Below are 19,499 nucleotides of genomic sequence, written 5' to 3'. Positions count from 1 at the left end.
AGCATCACCATGCCCACCCGCAGCCCCCGTTCGGTCGCCACCTTCCCCATCGTGCTCAGGGAGCTGACGGTGCTGCGCGCCGAGAACCTGACCCCCGGCATGCGGCGGATCACCCTCGGCGGAGAGCAGCTGCACGCCTTCCACCGCGACGGCTTCGACCTGCCCGAGCTGCGCACCGAGGGCTTCGACGACCATGTGAAGTTCTTCTTCGCCGACGAGGAAGGCCGGCTGGTGCTGCCCCGGCAGAACACCAGCAGCCTGGACTGGCCCGACGACGGCCGACCCGTCGCCAAGGACTACACCCCGGTCCGCTTCGACCCGGCCGCCGGTGAGATCGACTTCGACTTCGTACGCCACGAGGGCGGCGTCGCCTCCACCTGGGCCGAGCAGGCCAAGCCCGGCGAGAGCGCCTGGATCGCCGGCCCCAAGATGTCCCACAGCCACCCCGAGGGCGCCGACTGGATCCTGGTCGCCGGCGACGAGACCGCGCTGCCCGCCATCGCCCGCTGGCTGCACGAGATGCCCGAAGGCACCCGCGCCAAGGTGCTCATCGAGATCGGCGAGGACAGCCACCGCCAGGAGCTGCCCACCCGCGCCGACGCCGACATCACCTGGCTCTCCCGGAACGGCGCCCCGGCCGGCACCACCGACCTGCTGGAGCAGGCCGTCCGGGAGCTGGAGTGGCTGCCCGGCACCGTCTTCGCCTGGGTCGCCGGCGAGGCGATCTCCCTCAAGGGCATCCGCCGCCACCTCGCCGCCGAGCGCCAGGTGCCCCGCGACCACACCCACATCACCGGCTACTGGCGCCGCACCGCGCCCCCCGTCGCGGCCGTCTCCGAGGACACGGCCGCCACCGCCGTCGAGGAGGACGAGGACGACGACGCCCATGAGCGGCTGCACGCCCTCACCGACCTCGCCCCCGGCTACGCCATCCGCGCCGCCGTCACCCTGGGCCTGTTCGAGCTGGTCGAGTCCGGCACCCGCACCCTGGACGCCCTCCACCAGGCCACCGCCGCCGACCGCTCCACCCTGGCCGCGCTCCTCAGCTACCTGGTCTCCCTGGACGTGCTGGACGGCGACGCCGACGGCTACCGGCTCACCCCGATCAGCGAGGAGCTGGTCGAGGACGACCACTCCGCCGACGAGTACCACCTGGACGGCGCCGAGGCCCACCTGGACGCCTCGCTCTCCGGGCTGCTGCACACCCTGCGCACCGGCGAGGCCGGCTACCGCACCTCCGCCGGACTGCCGCTGGCCGCCGCCATCGCCCAGGACGACCACCTGGCCGGCACCGCCCGCGCCGCCATCGAGGAGGAGGCCCGCTGGATCGCCCCCGGTGTGGTCCGCGCCCACGACTGGGCCTCCGTCCCCGCGCTCACCGCCACCGGCCATGGCTCCGCCACCGTCGTCAACGCCCTGGTCAAGGCCTTCCCCGAGCTGAAGGTACGGATCACCGCGCTGCCCTCCGCGCTGCGCGCCGTCCAGGACCGGATCCTGGACACCGACGTCCTGCCGAAGGTCGAACTCACCCCCGCCACCGGCCCCGTCCCCGCCCGCCCCGACTCCGTCCTCCTCATCTCCCGCCTGCTGGAGCAGCTCGCCGACGAGGACGCCGTCCAGGTCCTCGCCGAGGCCGGCGCGGCCCTCCCCGAGGGCGGCACCCTGCTGCTGGTCGAGCCCACCACCCCCGCCGACACCGACGACGTCGACGCCGTGCTGCACCACCTCCGCCTCAAGTGCGCCTTCGGCTCCGGCGTCCGCGACGAGGCCCACCTCACCGCCCTCGCCGAGCGCGCCGGACTGACCGTCCACGCGGTCACCGACATCGGCTGGGACAGCCGCATGTGGCGCCTCACCCCCGCCTCCTGACCCCGGCGCCGCCCCGCCGTCCGGGTGGTTCCCGCCACCCGGACGGTATGCGGCCGCCCCGACTGTTGCCGCGGTGTTGCGGCTTCCTGTCGGTCGGGCGCTTTCCCTTCCCCGCCCGTCGTCGCCCTCCCTAGGGTCCGACAACGGGCCGCTCCCCAGGGCCTGTTCCCCCGCCCCCGCCCGAGGAGCCCCATGCCCGGCAGCGTCCCCCCGGAGTCCGCCTACGACCGGCGGCGGCTGGGCCAGTGGACCCGGTCCGAGGCCCGTACCGCGGGAGTGGCCCGGCGGGATCTGCTACGGCTGGTGGCCGCCGCCGGGGTCGCCGTCCCGCTCGGTGCGCAGGCCGCGCCCGCCGCAGCCGTCCCGGCCCAAGCCACCGCCCCCGCCGCGCCCGGGATCGTCAAGCCGCTGCCGCCGGAGCTGTTCACCCTCCGCGGCACCAATGCCGAGACCCGGTTCGCCGCCCTGCGGGACACCGGCCACCACACTCCCACCGACCGGTTCTTCGTACGGAACCACACCTCCACCCCGCTGATCGACGCCGCGGACTGGCGGCTCACCGTCTGGGGTGACGGACTGCGCGGCGGCCCGGTGCACTTCGGCTACGACGAACTGCGCGCCCTGCCCGCCCGTACGGCCACCGCCTTCCTTGAATGCGCCGGCAACGGGCGCAGCCACTACACCACCCAGCAGGGCCAGACGGTGTCCGGAACGGCCTGGACCCTCGGCGCCATCGGCGTCGGACGGTGGCGCGGGGTTCGGCTCGCCGAGGTGCTGCGCCGCGCCGGAATCACCCGGCGCGCCGTGGACGTGCTGCCCCGGGGGCTGGACGCCGAGGTGGTCAGCGCCGGGGTGAACCTCGGCCGGGTGCGCCGCCCGCTGCCGGTGGCCAAGGCGCTGGACGACGCGCTGCTCGCGTACGAGCTGAACGGGGAGCCGCTGCCACCCGACCACGGCCACCCGGTCCGCCTGGTCGTCCCCGGCTGGATCGGGATCTCCTCCATCAAGTGGCTCGGGGACATCGAGGTCAGCGACACCCCGCTCTACACACCCTGGAACACCGACCTGTACCGACTGTTCGGCCCCGACCATCCGGCCGAGGGCAGCGCCCCGCTCACCCGGCAGACCCTCAAGAGCGCCTTCGAGCTCGATGGGGGTGCCGAGTTGACCGCCCGCCGCCCGGTACGGCTCACCGGACGCTCCTGGTCCGGCGCCGCACCGGTGCACACGGTCCGGATCAGCACCGACGGCGGCCACCGCTGGCGCCGCGCCCGGCTCCATGACACCCCCCGGCGGAACACCTGGGTGCGCTGGTCCCTGGAGTGGACCCCGCCCGCCCCGGGCCCCGCGGTGCTGCTGGCCCGGGCGACGGACGGCACCGGCCGCAGCCAGCCGGACACCGCGGCGTACAACACCCAGGGGTATCTGTTCGACGCCGTGGTGCGCCACCCGGTGACCGTGGTCTGAGCCGGCCCGTACGGGTGGGGTCAGCCGGGGTGGCCGTCGGTGCGCAGCTCCTCGGGCAGCAGCGCGTCCGGGAACGACTGGTAGCAGACCGGCCGCAGCCAGCGGTCCACCGCCAGGGTGCCCACGCTGGTGGTGCCGGGCGCGGAGGTGGCCGGCCAGGGCCCGCCGTGCACCACGGCCTCGCAGACCTCGACCCCGGTGGGCCAGCCGTTCCACACCACCCGCCCCGCGCGCTCCTCCAGCACCGGCAGCAGCCGCCGGGCCATCGCCAGATCGTCATCCGCCGCCTCGTCCGCGTGCAGGGTGGCCGTCAACTGCCCCTCCATGCCCTCCAGTAGTGCGGTCAGTTCGCCGGTGTCCGACCAGCGCACCAGCAGGGCCGCCGCGCCGAACACCTCCCCGGCGAGGTCCGGCTGGGCCGCGTAGAGCGACCCCTCGCACTCCAGCACCACCGGCCCGGGGGCGTACGGGCCCGGGCCGGGCACGCCCCGGGCCACCACCGCGACCCCGTCCACGGCCGCCCACCGCCGTACCCCCTCGGTGAAGGCGCCGGTGATGTCCGGGGTGAGCATCACCTGCCCGGTCGCACCGGCGAGCGCCTTCGCGAGTGAGGTGCGGAAGGCGTCCCCCTCGGGCCCGGTCGGCACCAGCAGCAGCCCGGGACTGGTGCACAACTGGCCCGCGCCGGTGGTGAGCGAGGCCGTGTACGCCTCGGCCAGCGCCATCGGATCGGCCAGTGCCCCGGGCAGCACCACCACCGGGTTGACGGCGGACATCTCCGCGTACACCGGGATCGGCACCGGCCGTTCGGCGGCGGCCGCCAGCAGGGCAAGCCCGCCGGAACGGGAGCCGGTGAACCCCACGGCCATGATCCGCGGATCGCGCACCAAGGCCTGGCCGGTCCCGCTGCCCCGGCCGACCAGCAGCGAGAAGACCCCCTCGGGCATCCCGGTGCGCCGGGCCGCGGCGGTGACCGCGCGGGCCACCAGTTCCCCGGTGCCGGGGTGCGCCGGATGCGCCTTGAACACCACCGGGCAGCCCGCCGCCAGGGCGGACGCCGTGTCACCGCCCGCCACCGAGAAGGCCAGCGGGAAGTTGCCCGCCCCGAACACGGCGACCGGACCGACGGGCACCCGGCGCAGCCGCAGATCGGGCCGGGGGAGTGGCCGGCGCTCGGGGAGCGCGGGGGTGAACCGGGCCCCGGCCACCTCCCCGCTCCGCACCAGCTCGGCGAACATCCGCAACTGCGCGCAGGTACGGGCCCGTTCGCCGGTCAGCCGGGGCAGGGGCAGCCCGGTCTCGACCGCCGCGAGCTCCAGCAGCCCGTCCCCGAGCGCCTCGATCTCCTCCGCGCAGGCATCGAGGAAGGCGGCCCGCCGCTCAGCGGGAAGGGCGCGGTACGGGCGCGCGGCGGAGGCGGCCAGCCCGGCGGCCTCCGCGACCCGCTCCGGCGAGGCGTCCCGCAGCGGCGGGCCCCAGACCTCCCCGGTGGCCGCCCTGACACCCCGCCAGACGGGGCCGGTGCCGGGCACCTCCCGCCCCGCCAGGATCGAGTGACCGGTGTGCGGGGCGACGCCCCCGTCTGTCATCTCCACCACCTGTGCTCCGCCTCTCTTGTCGATGGGCTGTCGTTGCCGTGCTCTTGTGAGCACCGGAGGACGGCTATAGCGTACGCACTGGCATGTGACATTGCACAGAGCTCGGGGAAGTGCGAGGAGAGGAGGCGGTGGCCCTGAAGGTCGTCATCGTGGGAGCCGGAATCATCGGCGCCGCCTGCGCCTACCATGCCGCCTCGGCCGGGCTGGACGTCACCGTCCTGGACCGCGGCCCGGTCGGCGCGGGCACCACCAGCCGCGGTGAGGGCAATGTCCTGCTCTCCGACAAGGAGCCGGGCCCCGAGCTGGAACTCGCCCGGCTGAGCCGGACGCTGTGGGACGAGGCGGGGGAGGAGCTGGGGCCGGAGACCTTCGAACTCCAGGCGAAGGGAGGCCTGGTCGTGGCCAGTACCCCCGAAGGCCTCACCGCGCTCGGCGCCTTCGCCGCCCGGCAGAGGGCGGCCGGAGTGCGCGCCGAACCGGTGGACAAGACAGTCGAGTGGGAGCCGCATATCGCTCCCGGGCTGCCCGGCGGCGTCTACTACCCGCAGGACGCCCAGGTGCAGCCGGTCCTCGCGGCGGCCGCGCTGCTGCGGGCCGCCGTACGGCACGGGGCGCGGCTGCTCACCGGGGAGGCCGCCGCCGCGGTCACCGGCCGGGGCGGACGGCTCACCGGAGTGCGCACGGCGGACGGACGGGTGCTGCCCGCCGAGGCCGTCGTCAACGCCGCCGGGACCTGGGGCGGCGAGCTGGGCCGCCGACTCGGCGCACCCCTCACCGTGCTGCCGCGCCGGGGCTTCGTCCTGGTCACCCAGCCGCTGCCGCCGATGATCCGGCACAAGGTCTACTCGGCCGACTACGTCGCCAATGTGGCCTCCTCCGGCGCCGGTCTGGAGACCTCCTGCGTGGTGGAGGGCACCCCGGGCGGCACCATCCTGATCGGCGCCAGCCGTGAACGCGTCGGCTTCGACCCGGCGTTGGACTCGGCGGTGGTAGCCCGGCTCGCCGCGGGGGCCTGCGCGCTCTTTCCCTTCCTCCGGGACGTCCAGCTGATCCGCGCCTACCGCGGCTTCCGCCCGTACTGCCCGGACCATCTGCCGGTCATCGGACCGGACCCGCGCGCCCCGGGGGTGGTGCACGCCTGCGGCCACGAGGGCGCCGGCATCGGGCTCGCCCCCGCCACCGGCGCCCTGGTGACGGCCCAGCTGCTCGGCCGCCCCTGGCGGGGCGCCGACCCCGCCGCGTACTCCGCCCTGCTGCCCGACCGCTTCCTCACCCCTTCCACACCCCCTTCCTCACCCCCCGGAGGTGCACCCCGGTGCAACCGGTGAACCGCATCCTCGTCGACGGTGAGCCGCTGGGCTTCACCGAGGGCCAGACCGTGGCCGCCGCCCTGGTGGCCGCCGGCCGGGTCGCCTGGCGCACCACCCGCACCGGCGGCCGCCCACGCGGGATCTTCTGCGGGATCGGCGTCTGCTTCGACTGCCTGGTCACCGTGGACGGAGCCACCGGCCGGCGCGCCTGCCTGGTGCCCGCCCGCCCCGGGATGACCGTCACCACCCGGGAGGACGGCGATGGGTGAGCCGGTGGACCTGATCGTGGTGGGCGCGGGCCCGGCCGGGATGGCCGCGGGCGCCACCGCGCTGGCCGGGGGGCTGCGGGTGGCGCTGGTGGACGCGGGCACCACCGTCGGCGGCCAGTTCTGGCGGCCCCCGCCCGAGCACGCCCGGACGCCGATCCCGGACGCGGACCCGCACCAGGGGGCGCGTACCCACCGCGCGCTGCGCCGGGCTCTGGCAGAGGGCCGCGCACAGGGCCGGCTCCTCCTCCATCTGGCGCATCCCGTGTGGTCGGTGACCCGGGACGGCGAGGGCTTCGCGGTGCACGCCGTCGACCGGAGCCGGGACGGGGCGGAGTGCGCGGTCACCGTGCGCGCGCCCCGGCTGCTGGTGGCGACCGGGGCGTACGATCGCCAACTGCCGTTTCCCGGCTGGGAGCTGCCCGGAGTGCTCACCGCCGGCGGGCTCCAGGCGCTGTTGAAGGGCGGCGGGGTGGCGGCGGGCAGGCGGGTGGTGCTGGGCGGCACCGGCCCGTTCCTGCTGCCGGTCGCCACCGGCCTGGCGGCCCATGGTGTCAAGGTCGTCGCGGTCTGCGAGGCCGCCGGTCCGCTCGGCTGGCTGCGGCACCCCGGGCCACTGCTGCGCAACCCCGCCAAACTGGCCGAGGGCGCCCGCTACGGCGCCGCGCTCGCCCGGCACCGTATCCCCGTTCTCCCGCGTACCGCGATCACCGCCGCCGAGGGCACCGACCGCGTCACCTCGGTCACCCTCGCCGCCCTGGCACCCGACGGCACCCCCCGCCCGGGCACCGAACGGCGTGTCGAGGCCGACGCCGTGGGCGTGGGCTGGGGCTTCGCCCCCCAGCTCGATCTGCTGATCCCGCTCGGCTGCGCCCTGGTCCCCGCCCCGGACGGCAACGCGGTCGCCGCCGTGGACGACGGCCAGCGCACCAGCGTCCCCGGGCTCTACGCGGCCGGGGAGGTGTGCGGCGTCGGCGGGGCCCCGCTCGCGGTAGCCGAGGGCCACCTCGCCGTCGCCTCCGTCCTCGCCGACCTCGAAGCCGGAGCCGGAGCCGGAGCCGTAGCCGAGGCCGGACCCGAAGCCGGAACCGAAATCGATACCGGAGCCCGTCCATCGGTCAACACCCCCCGACGTATCGCTGCCCTGCGCGCCCGGGCGCGCGCCCACCGGGCCTTCGCCCGGGCGATGGCCCTCGTGCACCCCCTGCCACCCGCCTGGGGATCCTGGCTCACCGACCGGACCGTGGTGTGCCGCTGCGAGGAGGTGACGGCCGACCAGGTCCTCGCCGCCCGCAACGAGCACGGCGCGCAGGACCACCGGCAGGTCAAGCAGCTCACCCGGGCCGGCATGGGGTGGTGCCAGGGCCGGATCTGCGGGCCCGCGGTGCACTGCCTGGCCGCCGCCCCGGGCCCGTACACCCCGACGGAGCGGCTGATCGCCACCCCCGTCACCCTCGGCGCGCTCGCCGACCTGGACACCGACCGCGGCGCCGCGGACCGGTAGGAAACGACCCTCATGCGACACCCCTCATCCGACACAAGGAGCCGTATATGCCGCCCACGAGCGACAGCCGCAAGCCCTGGCACGGGGTCGTCGTCGCGACCAGTCTGCCGTTCCACGCCGATCTGACCATCGACTACGCGGCCTACGGGGAGAACGTCGCCCAACTCGCCGAGCAGGGGGTGGACGGTGTCGCCCCGAACGGCTCGCTCGGCGAGTACCAGACCCTGACCTACGAGGAGCGCGACCGGGTCGTGGAGACGGCCGTCGCCCACGCCCCCGAGGGCTTCTCCGTGATGCCCGGCGTCGGCGCCTACGGGGCGCGGGAGGCCAAGCGGCACGCCGAGTTCGCCCGGGACGCGGGCTGCGGGGCGGTGATGTGCCTGCCGCCCACCGCCTACCGGGCCGACGACCGCGCGGTGCTGGAGCACTACGAGCTGGTCGCCTCGGCGGGCCTGCCGGTCACCGCGTACAACAACCCCGTCGACACCAAGGTGGACCTGCGACCCGAGCTGCTGGCCAAGCTGCACGCCGAGGGCTTCATCGTCGGCGTCAAGGAGTTCTCCGGCGACGTCCGGCGGGCCTACGAGATCGCCGAGCGGGCGCCCGGGCTCGACCTCCTCGTCGGCACCGACGACACCGTCCTGGAGGTCGGCCTGGCCGGCGCCAAGGGCTGGGTCGCGGGCTACCCCCAGGTCTTCCCCCGCGCCTGCCGCGCCCTGTTCGACGCGGTGCTCGCCGGGGACCTGGCCACCGCCCTGCCCCTCTACCGCCGGCTCCACCCGGTGCTGCGCTGGGACAGCAGGACCGAGTTCGTCCAGGCCGTCAAGCTCGGCCAGGACATGACCGGCCGGCACGGCGGCCGCTGCCGCCCGCCCCGGGGGCCCCTGCACCCGGAGACCGAGGCCGCCGTGCGCGCCGCGACCCAGGCCGTCATCGACGCCGGGACCGAGTGACCGTGCGCTCCACCGTCTGCTACCACGCCGTCGACTCGCACACCGAGGGGATGCCCACCCGGGTGATCACCGGCGGGGTCGGGGTGCTGCCCGGGGCGACCATGTCCGAACGGCGGCAGCGCTTCGTCGCCGAACGCGACGATCTGCGCACCCTGCTGGTGTGCGAGCCGCGCGGGCACGCCTCGATGTCCGGGGCGATCCTCCAGCCCCCGACCCGCCCGGACGCCGACTACGGGGTGCTGTTCATCGAGGTGTCCGGCTGCCTGCCGATGTGCGGGCACGGCACCATCGGGGTCGCCACGGTCCTCGTCGAGACCGGGATGGTCCCGGCCGCCGAGCCGGAGACCGTGGTCCGGCTGGACACCCCGGCGGGCCTGGTCACCGCCCGGGTACGGGTCTTCGGCGGCCGCGCCGAGTCGGTCACCCTGGAGAACGTCCCCTCCTACTGCCACGCCCTCGACCAGGTGGTGGACGTCGACGGGTACGGGCCGGTCCGCTACGACCTCGCCTACGGGGGCAACTTCGTGGCCTTCGTCCGGCTGGCGGACCTGGGCATCCCCTTCGCCCGGTCCGAGAAGCAGCGGATGCTGGACGCGGGGCTGGCCATCATGGAGGCCATCAACGGCAAGAACCCGGTGGTGCACCCCGAGGATCCCGCCATCGACGTCTGCCACCACGTCTATCTGGAGGCGCCCGGGTCCACCCCCGAGCACTCCCGGCACGCGATGGCCATCCACCCGGGGTGGTTCGACCGCTCGCCCTGCGGTACCGGCACCAGCGCCCGGCTGGCCCAACTGCACGCCCGGGGGCTGCTGCCGGTCGGCCGCGAGATGGTCAACGAGTCGTTCATCGGCTCCCGGTTCACCGCGCGGATCCTCGGTGAGACCGAGGTCGGCGGCCGCCCGGCCGTCCGGCCCTCGGTCACCGGACGCGCCTGGATCACCGGCACCGCGCAGTATCTGCTGGACCCGACCGACCCCTACCCGGCGGGCTTCGCCCTCTGACCGACGCCGACCGCACATCGGGGCCGCTCACCGTCGTCACGGTGAGCGGCCCCGGTTCGCGTGGCGCGCGCGGGGTGGTCAGTACCGCGCGGTCACGCCGACCCCGGCGAAGTCCCGCACCCCGTGCAGGGTGACGAAGTGGACGCCGGCCGGGGGGTCGGTGACGGTCAGGGTGTGGACGTTGCCCGCGCCGGTCGCCCGCTGGCTGTGGCGGGTGCTGGTGGCCCACTCGGTGGCGCTGTAGTACAGATCGGCGTCACCGGTGCCGCCGGAGGTGGTGAGCGTCAGCCGGGACACCCCGGGCGGCACCACCAGATAGAGGTAGTCATGTGCCCCGGCGGCCCCGGAGCGGCCGCCGCGCCGGCAGTCGCGGCCCAGCTCCCTGCTGTCCGCCCCGGTGCACTCGGGCGCCCCGGCGCCCCCGCAGTCACCGGCCGCGCAACCGGCCAGCCAGCCGTACCAGTCGGCGTCATAGCGGTTGCCGATGGTGCCGGTCAGATGGGCCCGGGCGGCGTTCCAGTCGCCCGAGCGGTAGTGGCCCAGCACCCGCGCCACATCCTCGGGGTGCCGCTCGACCATGTACCGCACGGCGAGATAGCCCCAGCGGTAGACCCGGGTGGTGTCATGGTCGTAGGTGGTGTCGAACAGGGTGCTCAGCGCATAGGTCCGCTTCCCGGCCTCGGCCGTCGCCTCCGGGTAGGGGAGTGACCGGTAGGAGTAGGAGACGTACTCGGCCAGGCCCTCGATCCACCAGACCGTCGGGGTGGTCATGCCCGCCTCGAAGTCGCCGTACATGTCGAACCGGCCGTCGAGGTAGTGGGTGTACTCGTGATTGAGGTTCCAGATCTGGAAGGCGGGGCGCAGCCACTCGGCCTCATAGGCGATGAACCGGGCCTGGTTGCCGGCGGCCGCCGGGTCGCCCTCCAGATACATCCCGCCGTTGTCGGTGCGGATGCCGTACATGGCCCCGGCATAGGTCCGGTAGTCGTTGCCGGAGTCGAAGACCACCACCTCCAGGCTCTCGTTGCGGTCGTCGGCCACCGGGCCGCCGTCCCCGGCGATCCGGTGGAAGTGGGCGTCCTGCCCGCGCAGCCCGGTGCAGGTGGCGGCGAGCTGCCCGGCGTCCACCGCCTGCGCCCGGATGGTGAGGCCCGGGCCGCAGGAGTGGGTCACCGGCAGGACGGCGGCCGCCAGTTTGGCCCGGAGGTCGCAGATCCCGTACGAGGAGCAGGAGGCCCGGTCGTAGTAGTCGGCCATCTCGGCGACCCCCACCCACAGCGGTGCGGTGGGGCCGGTGATGGAGCTCGCCTTCAGCAGCCCGGCCGCCAGCGGGCGCACCGTGGGCCGCAGCGCCGGGTGCTGGAGGAAGCGCCCGAGTTCCCGTCCGGCGTTGGCGGTCAGATACGACCGCTCGGTGCCGAGCAGCGCCCGGTTCCGTACGGCGAACGCGTGCAGCGACTCGACCAGCCGCGGATCCGACCGCACGGCCGCGACGAACGCGGTCAGCTGGTGCCCGCGGAAGGTCACGGTGTAGACGTTGTTGACCGCGTTCACCATCCACCAGGAGCTGTTCCACGCCGGGGTGTAGTCCGCCAGCAGCCGCCGCAGCACCGGTATGTAGCGGGCGTTCTCCTCGGCGCTGTCGATGAGCGTCACCGCCTCGGCGAGCGTCTGGCCGTTGGCGTCGCTGACGTCCCGTGAGCGCGGACTGGCGAAGAAGGCGTCCAGTCCGGAGCGGATCGCGGTCCGCAGGGCGCTGCCGTAGCCCCCCACGGTGTCCGGGGCGTAGTACTGCACGTAGTAGCCGGCGCGCAGATAGAGCACCAGCTGCGGCATCCCGGTGCCGGGGTGCCCGGGGTAGGCCGCCGACCCGTCCCGCAGCGCCTGGGCGACCGTGACCATCTGGGCTTCCCGGAACGCCCGTCGGGCGTGGTCGCCGGTGAGGCCGAAGAGCGTGTTGACGCAGTCGATCGGGGACGCCTTGATCTGGCGCACCAGCTCGGCGCCGGTCCGGCCGCTGAAGTCGGCGGGGTCGCAAGCGGCGGCCGCCGCCCCCTTCGCGGCCGGCGGCCGGGAGGCGGCGGTGCCCCCGTACTCCTGCCGGAGCGCGTCCTTGCTCGCCGTCAACGGCGGTATCCGGGACGGGTCCAGCCGCTCCCGGCCCGTGTGCGCGGCGTCGGCGGCGCCGGTCCGCCCGGTGGGCGCGGGCTCGGCGGCCGCCGGATCGGCCGGCCCGGTGGCGGGTGCGGCCGGACGGGCGTCCGGGGCGTCGGCTGCTGCAAGCGCGGGGCCGCCCGCGCCCAGGGACCAGGCCAGCGCCAGCGGCAGCACCAGCCCCAGACCTCTCCGTACCGATTCTCTCCGGACGAGTGGGTATCTCACTGCGCCTCCCATGAGGGGGTGGGGTCACGCGGCGCGTGACCGATGGGATGTGCGGAACCGTGCGAACCGTCAAGTCGGGGGAGTGGCCGTGCCCGTGAACGGACGGGCACACCGGCGGAGAGAGCACGCCCAGCGGTCCGTCGAAACAGCCGTTGGCATGACCACGACTTGACCTGTGACATGTACCATTGCACACGTGACATGGCTTGGGAAGTCGTCGTGCACATCGCCCGTCATGCACGGATCGAGGCCGCCACCCCATCGGGCAGCGGCCTCAACTCACCGGATCCGGCCGGTAGTCAGCGGTCTCCCGTCCCGTCCGCCCAGAGCGTGCGGATATGCGCGAGATGGCGGCGCATGCACTCCTCCGCCTCCGCGCCCCGGCCGGCCACCAGCAGGTCCAGCAGCTCGACATGCTCCCGGGCCGAGGCGACCAGCTGCCCGGACACGTTGAGATGCCCCAGCCCGTACAGCCGCGACCGTTTGCGCAGATCGGCCACCACCTCCACCAGATGGCGGTTGCCGCCCAGCGCCAGCAGCTCCAGATGGAAGCGGTGGTCGGCCTCCAGATACGCCAGTACGTCGCGCTCCTGCGCCGCCGTCACGATCCGCTCGGCCAGCGGGCGCAGGGCCTGAAGCTCCTCGGTGGACGCCGTCCCCGCCACCCGGCCCACCGTGGGCACCTCGATCAGAGTGCGCAGCTCGGTGAACTCGTCCAGATCACGGTCGGTCAGCTCGGTGATCCGGAAGCCCTTGTTGCGTACCGCCTCGACCAGGCCCTCCCGGGCCAGGTCGAGCATCGCCTCCCGGACCGGGGTCGCCGAGACACCGAGCTCCGCCGCCAGGGTGGGGGCCGAGTAGACGGTGCCGGGGCGCAGTTCACCGGCGATCAGTGCGGCCCGGAGCGCGTCCGCCACCTGGTCGCGCAGATGCGTCTGCACCGAGATGGCCCGCGATTGGAGATGGGGCATCCGCGCTCCTCCGAGCCGTCGTCCGGGTCGGCCCCACCCTACAATGTCACGTTGTCCCACCAGCCGGACGGCCCCGCGACGAACAACCGGACACCTCACCCCGCGCCCCCGCGGACAGCCGCGGTACCGGCCGCCGTACCGGCCCTCACCCACGCAGCCGCGCCATCCACGCCTCCACCTCGTCGGCCTGCCGGGGCAGAGCGGCCGACAGGTTCTCGTTCCCGTCCTCGGTGACCAGCAGATCGTCCTCGATCCGTACGCCGATCCCGCGCAGCTCCTCGGGCACGGTCAGGTCGTCGGGCTGGAAGTAGAGGCCCGGTTCGACGGTGAGCACCATGCCCGCCTCCAGGGTGCCGTCCACATAGGTGTCGGTACGGGCCTTGGCGCAGTCGTGCACATCCAGCCCGAGCATGTGCCCGGTGCCCGACAGGGTCCAGCGCCGGTGCAGCCCCAGCCGGTACGCCTCCTCGGCCGACCGCTCGCCGAACAGCCCCCAGGCGGCGAGGTGTTCGGCCAGCACCCACTGGGCGGCATCATGGAAGTCCCGGTACGCGGCCCCGGGCTTCACCGCGGCGATCCCGGCCTCCTGCGCCGCGTACACCGCCTCGTACACCCGGCGCTGCACCGGCCTGAAACGGCCGTCGACCGGCAGGGTGCGGGTGATGTCGGCGGTGTACAGCCGGCGGGTCTCCACCCCGGCATCCAGCAGCAGCAGTTCACCGGGGCGGGCCTCGCCGTCGTTGCGCACCCAGTGCAGCGTGGTGGCGTGCGGGCCGGCCGCGCAGATCGAGGCGTACCCCACGTCGTTCCCCTCCACCCGGGCGCGGGTGAAGAACGTCCCCTCCACCAGGCGCTCCGAGGTCGGCTCGCCCCCCGCCAGGATCCTCACCACGTCCTCGAACCCCCGCGCCGTGGCCTCGCAGGCGAAACGCAGCTCGGCGATCTCGAACGCGTCCTTGACCAGGCGCAGTTCCGCCAGCGCGGTACGGAAGTCCTCATCCCCCTCCTCCGTCACCCGCCCCTCCAGCGCGGCGTCCACCTCCGGATCCTCGCCGCGCAGCAGCCGGACCGGACCGCCGACCTCCCCGAGCCGCTCGGCCAGCGTCCGCACATCGCGGCAGGCCAGGGCGAGGAGCCGCTCGTTCTCGGTGAGGCTGTTGCGCCGCCCGTCCCACAGCTCCCCGTGGTAGTCGAGCCAGAACTCGCCGTTCTCCCGGTCGGAGCGCGGCCGCAGGTACAGCACCGCCCGGTGCCCGCCCCGCTCCTCCGGCTCCAGCACCAGCACCGCGCCCTCGGACAGGTCACCGGTCAGATAGGCGTAGTCCGAGGAGGGCCGGAACGGGTACGAGGTGTCGTTGGCGCGTACCTTCGGCAGCCCCGAGGGGACCACCAGCAGCTCCCCGGGGAAGCGCGCGGACAGCTCCGCCCGGCGCCGCGCGGTGTGCGCCGACTGCGCGGCGGGCGCCAGATCGCGGCGCTCGGTGTCGGCCCAGCCCTGCCGCATGTTCTCGGCCAGTTCGGGGCTCACCTCCCGGTACAGGCCGTTCCTGCGCTGCCTGTTCTCGTCCGGCTCCTCGGCCACGGCTGTCTCCTCTGCGACTCGGTGACGGATGCGGGCCCCGGCGGCTTTCGGATGGCGCGCACGCGCGGGGCCGGCGGCCCTCGGAGAGTTCCACGCCGCCGCAGCCCCCCACAACGGCCCAGCCCATAAGAGAACCCGCGCCGAGGCCATAACGCCCGCCCGGCCCCCTCCCCCCCGCCCCGGCGCATAATGGTCCGGTTTCCCGACCAGCGAGGGGTGTGCCGTGGAACTGGAGCTGCGCCATCTGCGGGTGCTCTGCGCAATCGCGGACTCCGGCAGCGTCGGACGGGCCGCCGCGGCGCTGGGCTACACCCAGCCCGCGCTGAGCACCCAGCTGCGCCGGATCGAGAAGCTGCTCGGCGAGGGACTGTTCCTGCGCGGCAGCACCGGAGTCGAACTGACCGCCTACGGAGTCGAGACCGTCAGCCGGGCCCGGGACGTGCTGGCCCGCGCCGACGCCCTCGCCCGGCGGCCCCACGAGGCCCCGACCCCCGGACGCACCCTGCGCCTCGGGGCCACCAACACCCCCGTACTGCCGTCCCTGCTGGACCGGCTCCGCGAGGGCCGCCCTGACCTCACGGTCTCCGTCTCCGGGGTGTACGCCACCGGGGAGCTCCTGGCGCTCGTCGAGAGCGGGGCGCTCGATGCGGCCCTCGCCGTCGACTACCCCGGCCTGCCGCTGCGGCACTCCCCGGCCCTGGCCCACCGGGCCATCAACACCGTGCCGGTCTTCGTGGCCATGCCCGCCGCCCATCCGCTGGCCCACCGGGTCGAGGTCCCGCTGGAGGAGCTGTCCGAGGACCGCTGGTTCGTCGCCGCCGACGACGGGGCCGGCTGGCCCGGCGCCTTCTACGACGCCTGCGAGGCGGCCGGCTTCCACCCCACCGGCGTCCATGAGTTCCATCTGCTGGAACAGCTCCAGTCGATGATCGCCCTGGGCCTCGGGGTGACCCTGGTGCAGCCCACCCTCCGCCCGGCCGACGGCGTCCTGGTCAAACCGCTGGCCGGTGACCCCCTCTGGCAGCGCCATCTGCTCCTCTGGCGCCGCGACACCGTCGAACCCCCGGTGGCCGAGGCCCTCCACCACCACGCTGTCCGCGTCCACCGCCACCTCCTGGCCCAGGCCCCGCACATGCGCAACTGGGTGACCCGGGCCTACACCACCCACGCCCGCTGAACCGAGCTGACCCTCAACCGCCCCCGCCGCCCACCTCCGTATCCGCATCCGCCCAGTCCCAGCTGTCGAAGTAGCCGGCCACCCCGGTACGGCGGGCCTCCGCCACCACCCGCAGCCGCGCGAAGTCCGTACGCGGCATCAGCGGCTCCCACCCGCCCAGCGGCAGCACCCGGGCCTCGTCGTGCTCCCGGGGATCCAGCACGATGCCCCGGAGCTGCGCGCCGCTGAGCCGGCCGCCGTCGAAGACCAGGCCCGTGGTGCTGTACGGCCATCCGGCCCCGGGCTGCCCGAACACCGCCGCCAGCAGCCGGGGCGGCCCGGCCGGCACCAGCCCCGTCTCCTCGCGGCACTCGCGCACGGCCGTCTGCCAGGGGCGCTCACCCGGATCCATGGTGCCGCCGACCAACTGCCAGGGATGCTCGGGGGAGTAGACCGAACGCAACTGGAGCGGCCGATCGTCCTCGTCGGTGAAGTACACACAGGCGAAGGCCGTCGCCTTCAGCACCGTCTCGGCGTACTGCTCGGGCGGCAGCCAGCCCGGCCGGTCCGCCTCGGGCGCACTCGTCGGGCCGGGCAGCGGGGCACGGTTCATTCCAGGTCTCCCTGTGGACGCGTCGGGTGGTCACCCGGCCCAACGAGCCACCAGGCCTTTCGGTCGTGTGCGAACCGTTCAGCGCCACCTGCAACCTCGGCGGAGGTCGCGCGTCTGTCAGTGCGAAGGGCCGAGTACGGAGCGCCGCCTCCGGGCCCGCCCGATCGATCGAGAGAACGAGGAACAGATGTCAGACAGCAGGAACCCGGCCGCGTCCCGGCCGTCGCGCGCCCGGCCCCGGATGACGGTGGCCCTCTCCGCCGTCGCGGCGGCCCTCGCCTTCGGCGGCACCGCGGCCGTCTCCTACGCCGACAGCTCCACGCCTCGCCCTGCCGGATCCTCCCCGGAGCGGCCCGCGACCCCGTCGCCCGCGCCGAGCCAGGCAACGCCCGCGCAGAGCACCGCCACGCCCACGCCCGCGCCAAGCCAGGCCACCCCCACCCCCACCCCCGCGCCGAGCGCCGCCAGCCCCACCCCCGCGCAGAGCCAGGCGACGCCCACGCCCGTACCGTCGGTGTCCGCCGCGCCGGTGCCCGCCTCGCCCGCCCCCGGCACGGGCGAGCCGGGGCCCGCGTCGGCGTCCCCCACTCCCGCCGACCGCTGACGGCCGCCTGAGTGTTCGCGATACCCGCCCCCACCCCCGTACGCCCTCTCCACGGTGTACGGGGGCTGCTGCGACGCCTCCGCGACGGCGACCGGGGCCTCCTCCCCGCCCCCGCCGCGGCCGACCTCACCGGCCGCACCGGCCCCGCCCGCCCCGCCGACCGCCGCCACCGTCCCGGTCCCGCGCCGGACATCGACCTGCTGTACCACCACCGCAGGCTGGCACTCGTACGGCTAGCCGTCCTTCTGGTGGACGACGTGCCCACCGCCGAGGACGTGGTGCAGGACGCCTTCACCGCCCTCTACCGGCGCCACGGAACCGCTCTTTCGGGCCTGGACGACCCGGAGGCGTATGTACGGCGCAGCGTGGTCAACGGGGCCCGTTCGGTGCTGCGCCGACGCCGCACCGTACGCGCCTACGTCCCGCCGCGGGCATCACCCGCCCCGCCGCCGGAGGAGGACGTCCTGCTGCGCGAGGAGCACCGGGAGGTGCTGCGCGCCCTGCGCCGGCTCACCCCACGTCAACGTGAGGTCCTTGTGCTCCGATACTGGTCGGACATGTCGGAGGCCGAGATCGCCGACACCCTCGGCCTGTCCCGCGGCGCGGTGAAGTCCACCGCGAGCCGTGCGCTGGCCGCCCTGGCCCGGCGACTTGAGGAGGCTTCGTGACCGGCCCGGAAGACCGGCTGCGCGAGGCGCTGCACGCCAAGGCCGCCTCGATCGGCTTCGAGGACCTGTCCCACCCCCGCCCGCCTACCGCCGCCCCGCGACCCGGCTGGATACTCCGCCACGCCCCCCGTGCCGGCGCACTCCTCGCCCTGGCCGCGGTGCTCGCCGCCGTCCTCCTCCTGCTCCCCGACACCCCGGCGCGCTCCCCGGCCCCCATGCCCGCCGGCCCCTCCCGCCCCACGCCCACCCCCACCGTCCCGTCCGACACCCCCACCCTCCCGGGTGCGTCCCCCTCGCCCGTCCCGCCGACCCCGTCCACACCGGCGCCGACGCAGTCCTAGGCCCGGGGCAAGACCCTCCTCCGTGAGGGCGGGCACCACGGGGTCCGTCGCGCCGGCGCGTTGCCGCCGACGAGCCGGGGGACAGGGCCGCGCTGGCCGACCGCGCCGCTCGGCGCCCGAGGACGCTGGAGGGGGCTGCCCCGCGGCACGCGCCTCGCTGTAGGCTGACCGAACCGCCCTTGACCTGCACGTACGCAGGCAGGGAGCCGAGTCACAGGAGCACTCCGATGCAGCGCACCATGTTCAAGTCCAAGATCCATCGCGCCACCGTCACCCAGGCCGACCTGCACTATGTCGGGTCCGTCACCGTGGACGCCGACCTCATGGAGGCGGCCGACCTGCTCCCCGGGGAGCTCGTCCACATCGTCGATATCGACAACGGCGCCCGGCTGGAGACCTATGTCATCGAGGGGGAGCGGGGCTCCGGCGTGATCGGGATCAACGGTGCCGCCGCACACCTTGTCCACCCCGGGGACCTGGTGATCCTCATCAGCTACGCCCAGGTGGACGACGCCGAGGCGCGGGCCCTGGTGCCGCGGGTGGTGCACGTCGACGGGGCCAACCGGATCGTGGAGCTGGGGACGGACGCCTCGGCCCCGGTGCCGGGCAGCGGCACCGCCCGCGACCCGCACGCCGTACCCGGGCCGCGCGGCTGACACCGGCGTATTCAGCCCGGAGAGCCCGACCGGTGGACGAGTGATCCTCTCGCGGGCGGGAACGCGGCGGGGGAGAGCCGGTACGGGTGGCGGGGCCGCCGCCCGTAGCGGGTCCGTGCGGGCGAAAGGCCCGTACCGCCACGGCCGAACCACCAGGGGAGTCGCCATGACCAACCCGTACCCCGACCCCGTCCCGCCCGCGCCCACGCCGGGCCCGGGTCCGGATCCGGCGCCGCCGACGCCGGTGCCGAGCCCGGGGCCGGGACCCCAGCCGGGCCCCGCTCCCAGCCCGGTCCCCGGCCCCGCACCCACCCCACCGCCGCACCCCGGCCCCCCGCCCGGCCCCGAGCCGGACCCCGTGCCCAAGCCCCCCGGCCCCGAGCCCGTGCCCGCCCCCGAGCCGGAGCCCGGCCCGGCCAGCTAGGCAGCCGGACACGGCCGGTCGCACCCGGGCCCCCGCCCAACAAGTCAGCCATCTCCCACTGGGCGAACGGCACCCGCACTCCGTCCGGTCGGGCCGGGCAGTATCTCGCCGAAGCCCTCTCGCGCCGCCTC

Annotated in this window: 17 protein-coding genes; 11 read left to right on the top strand and 6 right to left on the bottom strand. The window is 74.9% G+C overall.

The features are described 5' to 3' along the window. The first annotated feature begins 9 nt into the window (after positions 1-9). Together ABZ945_RS29065 and ABZ945_RS29060 are read left to right on the top strand one after the other, a co-directional pair. Complete coding sequence (locus tag ABZ945_RS29065; protein WP_361275450.1) at positions 10-1,869, top strand: siderophore-interacting protein; 1,860 nt, start codon at positions 10-12, stop codon at positions 1,867-1,869. Between the two features lie 192 nt (positions 1,870-2,061). Continuing rightward, entirely contained in the window at positions 2,062-3,336 is a 1,275-nt protein-coding gene (locus tag ABZ945_RS29060) for a sulfite oxidase (RefSeq protein WP_361275447.1), read from the top strand. 20 nt (positions 3,337-3,356) lie between these two features. Here the strand turns inward: ABZ945_RS29060 and ABZ945_RS29055 are convergent, their stop codons facing one another. Continuing rightward, positions 3,357-4,925: an aldehyde dehydrogenase (NADP(+)) gene (locus ABZ945_RS29055; RefSeq protein ID WP_361275444.1), complete on the bottom strand. Its 1,569-nt coding sequence runs from the start codon at positions 4,923-4,925 to the stop codon at positions 3,357-3,359. A 143-nt stretch (positions 4,926-5,068) separates the two neighbouring features. Here ABZ945_RS29055 and ABZ945_RS29050 point away from each other — a divergent pair, with 143 nt between their 5' ends. From ABZ945_RS29050 to ABZ945_RS29030, 5 genes are read left to right on the top strand one after another with little or no spacing between them, the layout of a single operon-like run. Beyond that, complete coding sequence (locus ABZ945_RS29050) at positions 5,069-6,262, top strand: FAD-binding oxidoreductase (protein ID WP_361275499.1); 1,194 nt, start codon at positions 5,069-5,071, stop codon at positions 6,260-6,262. Beyond that, complete coding sequence (locus tag ABZ945_RS29045) at positions 6,259-6,513, top strand: (2Fe-2S)-binding protein (RefSeq protein WP_361275497.1); 255 nt, start codon at positions 6,259-6,261, stop codon at positions 6,511-6,513. Before ABZ945_RS29050 ends, ABZ945_RS29045 begins: the two co-directional genes overlap by 4 nt. Next, complete coding sequence (locus tag ABZ945_RS29040; RefSeq protein WP_361275442.1) at positions 6,506-8,014, top strand: NAD(P)/FAD-dependent oxidoreductase; 1,509 nt, start codon at positions 6,506-6,508, stop codon at positions 8,012-8,014. Before ABZ945_RS29045 ends, ABZ945_RS29040 begins: the two co-directional genes overlap by 8 nt. A gap of 47 nt (positions 8,015-8,061) precedes the next feature. Next, positions 8,062-8,967, top strand: coding sequence for a dihydrodipicolinate synthase family protein (locus ABZ945_RS29035; protein ID WP_361275440.1), 906 nt, complete (start codon positions 8,062-8,064; stop codon positions 8,965-8,967). Between the two features lie 2 nt (positions 8,968-8,969). After that, positions 8,970-9,971 (top strand): proline racemase family protein, encoded by a 1,002-nt coding sequence (locus ABZ945_RS29030; RefSeq protein WP_361275438.1) that lies wholly within the window; start codon positions 8,970-8,972, stop codon positions 9,969-9,971. A gap of 78 nt (positions 9,972-10,049) precedes the next feature. Here ABZ945_RS29030 and ABZ945_RS29025 read toward each other — a convergent pair whose 3' ends face one another. The 3 genes from ABZ945_RS29025 to ABZ945_RS29015 form a co-directional block, all read right to left on the bottom strand. Further along, positions 10,050-12,365 (bottom strand): M9 family metallopeptidase, encoded by a 2,316-nt coding sequence (locus ABZ945_RS29025; protein WP_361275436.1) that lies wholly within the window; start codon positions 12,363-12,365, stop codon positions 10,050-10,052. A gap of 287 nt (positions 12,366-12,652) precedes the next feature. Beyond that, on the bottom strand, positions 12,653-13,324 hold the full coding sequence (locus ABZ945_RS29020; RefSeq protein WP_361275434.1) for a GntR family transcriptional regulator: 672 nt from the start codon (positions 13,322-13,324) through the stop codon (positions 12,653-12,655). Positions 13,325-13,469: 145 nt separating this feature from the next. After that, the gene (locus ABZ945_RS29015) at positions 13,470-14,906 is read right to left on the bottom strand and encodes an aminopeptidase P family protein (RefSeq protein WP_361275432.1); all 1,437 of its coding nucleotides are present in this window, start codon (positions 14,904-14,906) and stop codon (positions 13,470-13,472) included. 223 nt (positions 14,907-15,129) lie between these two features. Here ABZ945_RS29015 and ABZ945_RS29010 point away from each other — a divergent pair, with 223 nt between their 5' ends. Continuing rightward, complete coding sequence (locus tag ABZ945_RS29010; protein ID WP_361275429.1) at positions 15,130-16,083, top strand: LysR family transcriptional regulator; 954 nt, start codon at positions 15,130-15,132, stop codon at positions 16,081-16,083. Between the two features lie 13 nt (positions 16,084-16,096). On the opposite strand, the gene ABZ945_RS29005 is transcribed toward ABZ945_RS29010, so the two are convergent. Beyond that, positions 16,097-16,675 carry an NUDIX hydrolase gene (locus ABZ945_RS29005; RefSeq protein ID WP_361275426.1) on the bottom strand — a complete coding sequence of 193 codons (579 nt, stop codon included), beginning with the start codon at positions 16,673-16,675 and terminating at the stop codon, positions 16,097-16,099. Positions 16,676-16,978: 303 nt separating this feature from the next. Continuing rightward, positions 16,979-17,263, bottom strand: coding sequence for a hypothetical protein (locus ABZ945_RS29000; protein WP_361275424.1), 285 nt, complete (start codon positions 17,261-17,263; stop codon positions 16,979-16,981). A 207-nt stretch (positions 17,264-17,470) separates the two neighbouring features. Between ABZ945_RS29000 and ABZ945_RS28995 the strand changes: the two genes are divergently transcribed. The 3 genes from ABZ945_RS28995 to panD all read left to right on the top strand — a co-directional run bounded on the left by ABZ945_RS28995 (position 17,471) and on the right by panD (position 18,944). After that, positions 17,471-17,947 carry a SigE family RNA polymerase sigma factor gene (locus ABZ945_RS28995; RefSeq protein WP_361275495.1) on the top strand — a complete coding sequence of 159 codons (477 nt, stop codon included), beginning with the start codon at positions 17,471-17,473 and terminating at the stop codon, positions 17,945-17,947. After that, positions 17,944-18,288: a hypothetical protein gene (locus ABZ945_RS28990; RefSeq protein WP_361275421.1), complete on the top strand. Its 345-nt coding sequence runs from the start codon at positions 17,944-17,946 to the stop codon at positions 18,286-18,288. The genes ABZ945_RS28995 and ABZ945_RS28990 overlap by 4 nt, the downstream gene beginning before the upstream one ends. A gap of 227 nt (positions 18,289-18,515) precedes the next feature. Then, positions 18,516-18,944 (top strand): aspartate 1-decarboxylase, encoded by a 429-nt coding sequence (gene panD, locus ABZ945_RS28985; RefSeq protein WP_361275418.1) that lies wholly within the window; start codon positions 18,516-18,518, stop codon positions 18,942-18,944. Positions 18,945-19,499 lie beyond the last annotated feature (555 nt).

It is taken from the genome of Streptomyces sp. NPDC046887 (assembly GCF_040644755.1).
Taxonomy (GTDB): domain Bacteria; phylum Actinomycetota; class Actinomycetes; order Streptomycetales; family Streptomycetaceae; genus Streptomyces; species Streptomyces lichenis.
Note: the sequence above shows the minus strand (reverse complement) of the source record. Positions and strands in the feature narration are given on the sequence as shown.